Annotated in this window: 5 protein-coding genes; 1 reads left to right on the forward strand and 4 read right to left on the reverse strand. The window is 25.8% G+C overall.

Going from position 1 to position 13,313, the window contains the following annotated elements; genetic code table 4:
• Positions 1-174 precede the first annotated feature (174 nt).
• Positions 175-8,661, forward strand: coding sequence for a hypothetical protein (locus JXZ90_RS01975; RefSeq protein ID WP_205848105.1), 8,487 nt, complete (start codon positions 175-177; stop codon positions 8,659-8,661).
• Positions 8,662-8,776: 115 nt separating this feature from the next.
• Here the strand turns inward: JXZ90_RS01975 and JXZ90_RS01980 are convergent, their stop codons facing one another.
• The 4 genes from JXZ90_RS01980 to cmk form a co-directional block, all read right to left on the reverse strand.
• Positions 8,777-10,810, reverse strand: a complete 2,034-nt coding sequence (locus JXZ90_RS01980; protein ID WP_205848106.1) for a transglutaminase domain-containing protein — start codon at positions 10,808-10,810, stop codon at positions 8,777-8,779.
• Between the two features lie 178 nt (positions 10,811-10,988).
• Positions 10,989-11,264 carry an HU family DNA-binding protein gene (locus JXZ90_RS01985; protein WP_205848107.1) on the reverse strand — a complete coding sequence of 92 codons (276 nt, stop codon included), beginning with the start codon at positions 11,262-11,264 and terminating at the stop codon, positions 10,989-10,991.
• Positions 11,265-11,322: 58 nt separating this feature from the next.
• On the reverse strand, positions 11,323-12,630 hold the full coding sequence (gene der / locus JXZ90_RS01990; RefSeq protein WP_205848108.1) for a ribosome biogenesis GTPase Der: 1,308 nt from the start codon (positions 12,628-12,630) through the stop codon (positions 11,323-11,325).
• Positions 12,623-13,300: a (d)CMP kinase gene (gene cmk / locus JXZ90_RS01995; RefSeq protein WP_205848109.1), complete on the reverse strand. Its 678-nt coding sequence runs from the start codon at positions 13,298-13,300 to the stop codon at positions 12,623-12,625. Before cmk ends, der begins: the two co-directional genes overlap by 8 nt.
• Between the last annotated feature and the right edge of the window lie 13 nt (positions 13,301-13,313).

The following is a 13,313-nucleotide window of genomic DNA, read 5'->3' on the forward strand; positions in this document are numbered from 1 at the left end:
AGATTATTTTTACAAAAAAACTTTTTTATTATTACAAATATGATATATCATTACTAATTAAAATAAATATTATAAATTAGTATATAAATACGTATATTAGTTTAAAAATGTATAATTTTTATAGTAAATAAATTAATTTGCGTACTTTTTATGCAAATTATGTTAGGAGATATAATGCCAAGTAAACCACAAAAAATAATGGCTATTTCGTTATCTGTTGTTTCAGTAGCTTCTATTGCGCCAACAGCATATATACTTTTTGAATCAAAAAAAGAAGACTTTGTTTTTCTTAAGAGAGCAGAAAAATTAGTTGAAAATATTTCAACTAATGTTTTAGATGAACTACAAAATACAATCAATAAATGTAAGAATGAAGAGTTAAAGAAGATCAAGGATTCAGATATAAAAAAAGTCTACACACAAAGATTAGAAAAAGTTGTATTAAAATACAACAAATTTGTTTACGAAATTAAAGAAGCCGAATTTAAGAATTTCTATGAAACTATAAATTCTGAACATAAAAATGATGATATCTATAAATCTATTCTAAAAAATCTTAAAGATAAATTAGATATTGCACAAACACAAGCTAGCACCAAAACTATCGGTGGGTATGAATCAGGATACAAGACACTATCAGAATCTTTAGCAGATGCTACAAAGGCAATTGTTGAAATTGAAGAATTTTTAAATGAAAAAACAAAATATGAATTAAAAGTTAAAGAAGCAAAAGATTACATTAACGAGATTAAAACTGTTTATGATGAAGATTTTGTTAAATCAATTTCAAATTTTATTAATAAAAGTATTACGGAAAATAATGCCAAAACCTCTACAAACCCAACAGTAATTTTATTTAAAGAAGCAACAAAATCTCTTAACGATAATTTATTAAAAGGTAAATCATTATTGCAATCTAAATTAGAATTAGAAAATTTATTAAAAACTAGAAATGATGTACTTAATGAATATTCTGATCCATCTTTCAATAACATAAAAAATAAACTTGATCAAGAATTTGAAAAAGCCCAAACAAATCAAAATAGCTTAGAACATGATCCTAATTTCTTTAAGAAAACATTAGCTGAATTACAAAAATCAATAAATGAAGCTAAAGTTGAAAAAGAAAAGCTTATAAAAGAACATCAAACAAAACTGGATGAGTTGGAGATCGAAATAGCAAAAGCTCATAATTTTTCTAATGATTTAAAATCTAAAAAATATAATGATCTTAAAACTATTTTAGATTTAAAAATTGAAGAAATTACAAAAATTGCTAATAATGTTAACTCATTAACTCCAAATTTAATCGAAGCTATAAATGATCTTCGCAAGACTGTTAACATAATCACAAATAATAAAAAAGAACTTGATAATCAAATAAGGGATGCACATAATAAATTAAAAACAATAATTAATAAAAAAGATGAAAAACTTAAAGAATACAATGAACCCGGTAATGAAAGCATTAAAGAGGATCTTTCTAAAGCATTTGATAAAGCAGAACAAGTTGAGAAAAATATCGAATCTACATTAGATGAATTAAAATCAGCAACAACCGAATTAGAGATAGCTATTGAAAATGCTAAAGACAACAAAAATTTAAATAATATTGATAACGCTAAAAAATTCTATGAAGAAACGTTAAAAAATATTACTAATAAAATTAGTGAACTTGACTCATCTCAAAATAAAACAGACTATTTAAAAATAATAGAAAAATTAAAAACTGTTAAAACTGAAGCTGTGTATAAAGTTAATAATAATGGCATTCCAGCAACAATAGACATATATAAAGAAGCTGTAAAATCAATTAAAGCAGCTCTAAAAATATCAGAAGATGAAAAAAATGCTATTGATGAAGTGATAACTAAGAGAACTGAATATGAATCTGAATTATCTAAACTTAATGATTTAATCAATGAACTAACGAGTGAAAATTCAAATCTATATAAGTCTATTATTGATAAATTAAGTGAACAAAAAAATACTATTACAAATGAAATAAATACTACAAGTGATAAAACAAAAGTTTTATATGAAACCGCTAAAAGCAATATTCTTAGTTACATAAATAAAGCGAAAAAATTAAAAGATGCAAAAGATGAATTACAAGTTTTATTAGATTACAAAGATGTAACTATTTCAAAGGTTGAAAAAGACAAGTATAAAGATATAAAAGAATGAATTCAAAAAGAGTTTGAAGAAGCTCAAAATATTCAAAATAATCCAAATTCAACTGAAAAAGAATTGCTCGATGCCGGAAAATGATTAGAAATATATATATCTCAAGTAACAACTAAAATAGATGATGCTGATTCAGAACTTCTATCCAAACACAATGAATTAAAATTATTATTAGATAGACAAGAAGAACTAGATAATTTATTAAAACCATCAATTTATGCTTCGATTAAAACTAAACTAGATCAAGAATTTGATAAAGTTAAAAATATTAATAAAAATCCAGATGCTACATTAGATACATTATCTGATGCTATTTCAACATTACAACAAGAGATTGATAAAGCTAAAAGTGATAAAGAAAATTTAGATAATAAAATTGAAGAAGCAAAGGATAAATACGAACATGAAGTAAAAAATATTGACGCCAAAATAAGTGAACTTAATTCACTAGATCATGATGCTGATTATCAAAAATTATTAGAAAAACTTACTTCAGCAAAACTTGAAGCAGACACAACCGCTAGAAATAGTGGTATTCCTTCTGAAGAATCATATAAAGAAGCAATACTTAAAATTACTGGTGCTTTAGCAACTTATGATGAAGAAAAAAATAATATTGATGAATTAATAGAGACTAGAGAAAACTATAATTCAGAATTATCTAAATTAAATGGACTAATTAACAATCTAAATACAACAAATTCAGAATTATATAAACCAATTATCGATAAATTAAATGAACAAAAAGAAGCAATAACAAATGCACTTGCTTCAACTAGCGATAAAACTAAAAGTAATTATGAAACGGCAATTAGTAATATTCAAAATTCACTAAAAGAAGCTGATGAATGAAAATCTGCAAAAGATAAATTAGAAGAAGTTCTAAAGACAAAGGAAAATATTCTTTCTAAAGTCGCGAAAGATAAATATAGTGATATAAAGACTTGAATTACTAAGAAGTTTGATAAAGCTCAAGAAGTTCAAAATAATAAAGATTCAGACAAGGATAAAATAACAAGCGCTACAGAAGTTTTAGAAAAATCAATTCAAGAATTGAATAATAAAACACAAGAGCAAAATGCTAAATTACAAGCCAAACATGAAGAACTAAATACATTAATTAATACTAAAGACGAAATAGATTCCTTATTAGATTCAAATGCTTATAGTGTAATTAAAACCAAAGTTAATAAGGCATTCGAACAAGCTATAAATATTAATAAAAATCCGGATGCTACATTAGATACATTATCTGATGCTATTTCAACATTGCAACAAGCGATCGATAAAGCTAAAAGCGATAAAGAAAATTTAGATAATAAAATTGAAGAAGCAAAAGGTAAATATGAAATTGAAGTAAAAAATATAGAAGCCAAAATAAGTGAATTGAATTCATCACCAAACAACAATGATTATCAAACTCTAATTGATAAACTAAACAAAATTAAAAATGAAGCAGATAATATTTCGAAAAATAGTGGTGATCCATCTGAAGAATCATATAAAGCAGGAACAAACAAAATTAAAAATGTTTTAGCAACTTATGATGAAGAAAAAAATAATATTGATGAATTAATAGAGACTAGAGAAAACTATAATTCAGAATTATCTAAATTAAATGGACTAATTAACAATCTAAATACAACAAATTCAGAATTATATAAACCAATTATCGATAAATTAAATGAACAAAAAGAAGCAATAACAAATGCACTTGCTTCAACTAGCGATAAAACTAAAAGTAATTATGAAACGGCAATTAGCAATATTCAAAATTCACTAAAAGAAGCTGATGAATGAAAATCTGCAAAAGATAAATTAGAAGAAGTTTTAAAGACAAAGGAAAATATTCTTTCTAAAGTTGCAAAAGATAAATATAATGATATAAAGACTTGAATTGCTGAGGAATTTTATAAAGCTCAACAAGCGCAAAATAATAAAGATTCAGACAAGGATAAAATAACAAGCGCTAAAGAAGTTTTAGAAAAATCAATTAAAGAAGTAGATACTAAAATTGATGAACAAGATGCTAAATTACAAACTAAACATGAGTCATTAGATCAAATAATTAAAACTAAAAATGAGATTGATTCTTTACTAAATTCAAATGTTTATAGCGAAATTAAAACCGAAGTTGATAAGGCTTTTGCAGAGGCAACAAATATTAGCAATGATCAAGAAGTAACTGAATCATCCCTAGATTCAGCTATTGAAAAATTACAAAAAGCCATTGAAAAAGCTAAAACTTCTAAAAAAGACTTGGACAATAAAATAGATATTCAAAAAGTGATTTATGAAAAATCTGTTAAAGATTTAGAGTCAAAAATAGAAGAACTTACTTCTTCTCAAGATAAAGAATATTACCAATCATTAATTCATAAACTAACTAATGTTAAACAAGATGCTGAAACTATTGCAAATAATAATGGCAACCAATCAGAAGATTCTTACAAAAATGCTTTTAATAAAATTAATGAAGCATTAAATAACTTTACTAAAGATAAAAATGAACTTGATGAAATAATATCTAAAAAAGATGAATATAACTCTAAATTAAATAATTTAGATAATCTTATATCTCAACTAACTTCCGAAAATAATGAATTATACAAACCAATAATTGATGAATTAAATAAACAAAAATCAACAATTACTAATAAAGTTAATAGTGAAAATCCAAAAACTAAAAGTACCTTTGAAACAGCAATCAATGAAATTAATGATTTTGTAGATAAGGCTAACTTATTAAAAAATTCTAAAGATGATTTAAATAAATTATTATTAACTAAAAACACAATTCTTGAAAAAGTTAATAAAGACAAGTATAGTGAAATTAAGAAGTGAATTGAATCTAAATTCTTAGATGCTCAAAAAGTTCAAGAAAATGAACTGTCAGATAAGAATGCTTTAGATAATGCAAAAGAAAATTTAAAAACATTCATATCTCAAATAGACAATAAAATTCAAGAACAAGATTCAAAATTACAAAACAAACATAACGAATTAAGAGATTTAATTAATCAACAAAATGAAATAAATGAATTATTGAACTCACCAATATATTCAAATATAAAAGATAAAGTTACTCAAGCTTTTCAAGAAGCAGGAAATGTTAATAGCAACCAAGAAGCAACAGAACCATCTTTAGATTCTACTATCCAAACATTACGTGAAGCAATAAATAAAGCTAAAAATGATAAAGCAAATTTAGATGAAGAAATTAAGCAATCTAAAAATAAATATGAACAAGCTGTTAAAAATATTGAATCAAAAATAACAACATTAACTCAAGAAAATAGTGAATTTTATAAACCAATAATTGATATCTTAAATAAACAAAAAGTTGAAATTACTAATAATGTTGACCATACTGAACCAAAGACTAAAGATATTTACGACAATGCTGTTTCAACCATTCAAAATGTTATTTCAGACGCTGAAGAATTAAAATTAGCAAAAGATTCATTAAAAATTGAAATAGATAAAAAACAAGATACTCTTAACAAGGTATCAAAATCTAAATATGCAGATATTAAAAAATTTATTGAAGAAAAATTTGATGAAGCCAGCGTTATACAAAATAATGCAACTTCAAGCAAAGATAATATAAATGATGCTACTAAAAAATTACAAGAAGCACTTGAAGAAACAACAAACAAAATTAGTCAAAGAGATTCAGATATACAAAGCAAGAGACATCAACTAAAGGAACTACTCAATAAGCAAACAAGTTTAGACGATTCACTGGTTTCACCTATTTATAATGAGATCAAGCAAGTTTTAGATCAAGCTTTTGAAAGCGCTAAGAGCATAGATAATGATGATTCTACACTTGATACTTTAAATGAAACTATTACACAATTGCAAGGCGCAATTGACCATGCTAATAATGATAAAAGAGCATTAGACAATAAGATTTTTGAAGCTAAAACTCAATATGAGCAAGCTATTGAAAATATTAACGCCAAAATTAGTGAATTAGAATCACTTGGAAATCAAAGTGACTACTCATCATTAATTAATAAACTAAACCAAGCTAAACAAGAAGCTGAAGTTGCTGCTAACAATAATGGCACACCTTCAGAAAATTCTTATATTCAAGGTAAAAATAAAATTGAAGAAGCATTATCAAACTTTGATAACGAAAAAAATAAAATTGCAGAATTAATTAATTCAAGAAATCAATACGATTTAAAAGTTACTGAAATAAATCAATTAATTTCTAGTTTGAAATCTTCAAATGAAACTTTATATGAGCAAATTATTAATAAACTAAAAGTTCAACAAAGTTCGATAACAAATGATGTTCAAAGCGCGCACGATAAAACTAAAACTATTTATGATAAAGCAGTTAAAGATATTCAAGACGCAATTACTGAGGCTAATGAAATAAAAAATGCTAAAGATTTATTACAAGAAGAGTTGAATAAAGAAGAAGAAACACTCCAAAAAGTATTAAAAGAAAAATACTCTGATATTAAGATATTCGCGGTGGGTGCATTTAGCGACGCAAAAGATGTTCAAAATCAAAATGGAGCTGATAAAGATGAGTTGATATCAGCAAAAGAAACGATACATAATGCTATTGAGCAAGTCCAAGCTAAAATTGATGCACGTGATTTGGAACTTAAAGCAAAGCATGAAGAACTACTTAAAATCATCCACACTCAAGATGAAACACTTTCACTATTTAATGAAAACGCTTACTCTTCAATAAAAGAACAACTTAAACAATCTTTCGAAACAGCAAAAACAGCTAATAATAACTTAGACTCAACATTAGAAGAATTAAATAATGCAATAACCATTTTGCAAAATTCAATTAGAATGTCTAAACAAAACAAAGAGAAAAAATTTGAAGAAGCAAAACAACAATTAAAATTATCAATAAATAAAAAATCAGAAACCAACTCATTATTACAAGGTGAAAAATATAAAGACATTAAAGAAACATTGGAAAATGCTTACAATCATGCTAATTCAATAGCCGAATCATCTAGTTCAAGCTGTGATCAATTAGTAAATGAAAAAACAACACTTGAAGAAGCAATTGACAAAGCTAAAAAAGATAAATTATCTAGAGATAATGAAATATCAAGCGTTAAAAATATATTGCAAGATAATATTGACAGACTTAAAGAATATAAAGACAAAGATTTATTAAATATAGATTCCAAAATAAATACAACTCTATCTAAAGCTGAAGGAATTTACACTTCATCAGAATCAACAAAAGAGCAAGTTGAAGAAATTAGTAATCAAATTACTCAATTAATTCAAGAAGCTAAAACTTATAAACAAGCAATAGATGACTACAAAATTGGTAAATCTAATGTTGAAAATAAAATTACCGAATTACAAGGTAAAGATCCAGTTTTATATAAACATGCTATTGATGAATTAAATAAAAAAATATCTGATGCAAATTCAAACCTCTCTGCAAATAATCATGATTTAAATAGTTTAAATAAGGCTATCCAAGATTTCAATGAAGCATTAAATTCAACAAATCTTGAAAAATTAATAGATGATTCAAAAGATAAAGCTATGGATAAGGCCGTTAATGATATTAAAGATATGAATAATTCTGTTACTAATAAAAACAACATAATGGATATTATAAACTTCGGAAATGCGGCAATATCTAATGTTGATGCAATTAACATTTCAAATCCGGCTACATTTGGACGAAATGCAAATTGATATAGAAGAAAATACACACCTGAAACTAATGCAAATGGTGATAAATTATTTATTGTTAAAAACAAATTAGTTAAAATAGCATTAGAAGCTGAGGAAATATCTAAAAAATATAGTTCAACAACTAATAATGATTACAATGAAACTGAATACAATAATTTAAAGGATAAAGTTAAAGAACTTCAAGGAAAAATAGATGCATGTCTAGTGGAACTTGAAGAAGCGGAAAAATACTGAACTGGAGATTTAGCACGAAAGGAAATGAGATATCTAGCACCTACAAAACCAGTTCATACAATTGATTCATTTAAATACTATATTTGTGATGATGGTTATAATTCACAATTACTACTTGAACACGATTCTATTATGGCAATGATTAACCTAATTGAAGCTGACACATCAACATACGGGACAGTCTCTTCAGAGGATAAGGAAATAGCTGCCAAAACAAGTAGAGAAAATATTATTGAACTATTCCTAGATGTTTCACATGAAAATACATATGATGATCAAGATATAATTAATCAAGTTAAATCACTAGTTGATAATTCACATAACCTATACATAAAACTTCATAAACAACTATTTGGAAATAGATGATATATGGCACCAGTCTTTGAAGTTGGAGAAGATAATCCACATAAAGGACAATCATTTACATCTAAAAAAGGTTATTCAATATCATCAGACAGACGTAAGAAAAATCTTAAAGTAAGATTTAAAGCCTTAACTGGTAATGAGGATCCACATTCATGATGAGCATGAAATTAAAATTAAAAAAATGCTGATTTGTTCAGCATTTTTTGTGCTTAAATTTTAAAAGTTAAATAGTGCTTAATGTTAAAAACTTTTTTAAAAATTAAACCTTTAAAATTATTAAGTAACTCTATACTTCTACTGTGGTATAGCCAGATGCAAAAATGTTTTTACCGCCGGGTATTCTAAATTGATATCTTCCTTTTTTCAATTTTAATGTTCGACTTGTATTTTGAATTCAATCAGTTTCACTTTCTAACTTATATTCTAAGCCCTTTACATTTTTAAGAAGACCATTTTCATTTTTAATTCAATTAATTGAAATTTTTACATAACTATCAATTTCAATTTCTTGAGGTATTGTGTATTGATTATCTCCTACCATTTTTCTCACGAAAACATGCGATGAAGTTTCATTTAAATCACTAGTATAATCGATTGGTTTGATTTTTACTGAATCACTGTCACATTTAATTCAATTGTTGTCACCTAAATTATATTCACAGCCTCTGGCATTTATTAATAATCCTTCATTCATACTGGTTCCTATAAAACTGGCTTGAGGTGCTTGATATTCAGGAGGTATAGTAACTGGATTTGTATTAATAACTAAATTAGATACTTTATTTACTAAATCGTCCTTATTACTTTTTAATAAGTATTTTTTGCCTAATTCAAATGGTTTTCCAAATTCATTTAACTCTCTTGAACTGCCTATATAATCTTGACTAGCTAAAAAATAATCTCAATCTATGCCTCTATTAGAATCTCCTCAAGTTGAATCAATATAATATCAGCCATCTTCTAAAAAGACTCTATTTCATGCATGAGCTACTGTTGGTCTATCTAACATCTTACCTACTTTATATGTAGAATTAATTCCTAATTTTTTCATTAAGTAATTAAATAGTCAAGCGTAACCTTCACAAACCGCTTTATGTTCTAATAAAGCATATTTTAAATTTTTTCCTTTACCAGAATAATCCATATCATATGTTATTGTGTCTATTAAATATTTATAGACATAACCTATTTTCATAGCATTACTCATATCTTTGGTTGCTCAATAAATACTTTTAACCTTTTCTTTATATTTTTCTTTTAAGCCATTGTAATTGGTCATAACTTCAATATCAGCAATATTAACATATTGTTTTTTATAAATTGAAACTAATCAACCGCCGCCAAGAAATCTAGGTGTTAGTGAGCCATCATTATTAATCTTTACAAAACTTCTTCTTTCATATTTTTCGTCATTATAAATGAGTGGTTCTAACTCTTCTTGTGACTTAGTTTTACTAAATAAGGTTTTAAATGGAGCACTAGTTAAAATATAATATTCAACGTCATCAGTAACTTCATTATCATCATTATCTAGAAGTTTAATATTTGCCTTAGAGTTTAAATCTAATACGTATTTTTGCTTTGAAAAATGATATTTTTGAAATGAATCATTAAAATTGATTCTTGGCATTAAGTTAAACACTTCAGATGAATTATTTTGAAAATCAAACAATTTTGAAACAATGCTAGATTCATTATTATCTTGAATATCGTCATGCTTGTTTGGTTCTAAGTTACTTATTTTATTAATTAATAAAGTTACTTGTTGAACCAGGTTGTCTATTTGTTCTTGAGTTGATGATTCACTTGATAGAAAACTGTTTGATCTATTTAATAATTCTTGGTATTCTGATTCAATAGCTTTAAATGAATCTCAATCATTTTTAGATTCCGATACATTTTTTAAAATACCGATTTGATTTTCAAGTATTTCTTTGTTGATTTGTTTAGGTTCAACCGCACTTCCCTCATCATGCTTGTTCGGTTCTAAGTTGCTTATTTTATTAATTAATAAAGTTACTTGTTGAACCAGGTTGTCTATTTGTTCTTGAGTTGATGATTCACTTGATAGAAAAATGTTTGATCTATTTAATAATTCTTGGTATTCTGATTCAATAGCTTTAAATGAATCTCAATCATTTTTAGATTCCGATACATTTTTTAAAATACTGATTTGATTTTCAAGTATTTCTTTGTTGATTTGTTTTGTATTTTTATTTATGTTATTATCTTTTTCTTTAACATTATTTGTACAAGAAATTGCTAATGGTATATTTAAAAATAGAATACTAGATGTTAATAAAAATTTTTTAGCCTTCATTTTTTTCTCCCTATAATCAATTTAATTATGTATGTAAAATTTATTTTCAATATCTAATAAAAATAAATTGATAATATTGTATATAAAAATAAGTTTTTTGTTTCACTTAAAATTTAAATATTTAGTAGATAAAAAACGAACATTGTGTTCGTTAATATAAATTATTATTTTCTTTGTTCTAGAAATTAACAAGATCTCTAAGATATTTAGATGCTGTGAATTTAATAACACGTTTCTCAGGAACTGATATAGGTTCCATTGTGAATGGATTCACAGTTTCTCTTCCCTGTCTAACCTTAGTTTCAAATGTACCTAATTGTGATAATTGAACTTTTTCTTCTGCTATTAATTTTTCTTTTAATAAGAAAACAAATGAATCTAAAAATTCGTTAACAACTCTAACAGGAACATTCATTTTTTCTGCTAATTCAATAACAAATTCTTTTTTTGTCATAAATTACTTCCTTTCATTATGTCTAATTTTACTATATTATAGATAAAAAAGTAATTTTTTAATCTAAACCATTTTTGTTTTTAAAAATTAAATTAATTGGGCAACCTGAATAATCAAGTACTTGTCTTATTTGTTTTTCTAAAAATCTTTGGTAACTAAAATGAACAAATTTTTTATTATTTACAAAGAATACAAATGTAGGAATTGGATCATTTGTTTTTTTAACTAAATATATATTCAATCTACCACCATTGTATGGTGCCGCGGGTTGAATCATTTGCGTTTCGCGTATGAAATTTGATAACACAGAAGGTTTAACTTCACGTTCAAGATTTTGCTTAACCTTTATTATAGTTTCTTTTAACTTATCAATTCTTTGATTTAACTTTACAGAAATAAAACATATTGGAACTCATGGGACAAAATGAAATCTTTCTCGCATTAAATTTTCAAAATTGACCATTGTCATGGTATCTTTTTTTATTAAATCTCATTTATTAACAGCGATAATAATTGGCTTGTTATTTTCTAAAGCGTAACCAATAATTCTTGCATCAAAATTACTTAATTCTTGACTTGCATCAATCATTATAATTGTTAAATTAGATTCATCTAATGAACTTATTGCTCTCATTAGAGCATAGCGATCTACTTGATCTTCAATTTTACTTTTTCTTGTAATTCCGGCAGTATCAATAATTTCAAATTTTTCACCATTAAGATCTACAGTTGTTTGAACACTGTCTCTTGTCGTACCCGCAATATCACTAACAATAGAACGTTCCTCATTAGATAATAAATTTAACAACGAACTTTTTCCGCTATTAGGTCTACCTATAATACTCAATTTAAATTGTTTTGATTCAGACCCTTCCTCTAAATTGAGATTTTTTAAACATTCATCCAAAACATCGCCAACTCCATTACCGTGTTGTGCACTAATTCTAAAAACTTTATCAACGCCTAATGAATACCATGAATAATTAAACATTGAAATATTATCTAATTTATTTGCAACGACAATTATTGGTTTACCAGCCTTTCTTAATTTAGACATTATCATTTGATCATCATTTGTAATGTCTGATTGACCATCCACCATAAAAATTATTACATTAGCCTCTTGAATTGCAACATCTGCTTGAGTTCTAATTTGCTCTTGAAATTCTTGATTTTCAATTTGAATACCACCGGTATCTATTACTTTTATTTCTTTGCCATTTCAAGTAAAAGTTTCATATAGTCTATCTCTAGTGACGCCCGGCCTATCAAAGATTATAGATTTTTTCTTACCTATAAGTCTATTAAATAAGGTACTCTTACCAACATTAGGTTTACCTATTATTGCTATAACATTATTACTCATTTATCACCTTTTTTGCCAATGCTATAATTTTATTAACAACATCGTCAATAGTTAAATTTGTGCAATCAATTTCAATGGCATCTTCGGTTTTGTGAAGGGGATCAACTTTTCTATTCATATCTTGAAAATCGCGATCTTTAATATCTTTTAAAACTTTATCGTATGTATCTTTTTCCCCTAATTCTTCATTTTGTTGTTGTCTTCTTTTTGCTCTTGCCTCAGGAGAAGCTGTTAAAAATATTTTAACTTCAGCAAATGGAAGAATTTTGAAGGTTGTATCACGCCCATCCATAACATAACCTTTTTTATTTTTCGCTAAATTTTGACATATATTAACAACATATTCTCTTACAAGTTTATGCTTTGCGACTGCTGAAGCGCCTTGAGAAATCTCTTTTGTCCTTATTAAGGTTGATACATTAACTCCATCGAAATATATAACATCATTTTTTTCTGGTTCGATAACTACATTTTTTAATAAATCAATAACTTCTTTTTCGTTATTTAAATTAGCTTTATTATTGATAGCATTCATTGCTATTACTCTATAAATACTTCCCGTATTAATCGAAATATATCCTAATTTTTTAGCTATTTTTTGCGAAACTGATGACTTACCCGCACCACTTGGTCCATCAATTGCAATATTTATTTTTGTTTTTTCACTCATGTTAATTGCCTTC

It is taken from the genome of Mycoplasma sp. Mirounga ES2805-ORL (genome assembly GCF_017084445.1).
In the GTDB taxonomy this organism is placed as follows: Bacteria; Bacillota_I; Bacilli_A; order Mycoplasmatales; family Metamycoplasmataceae; genus Mycoplasmopsis.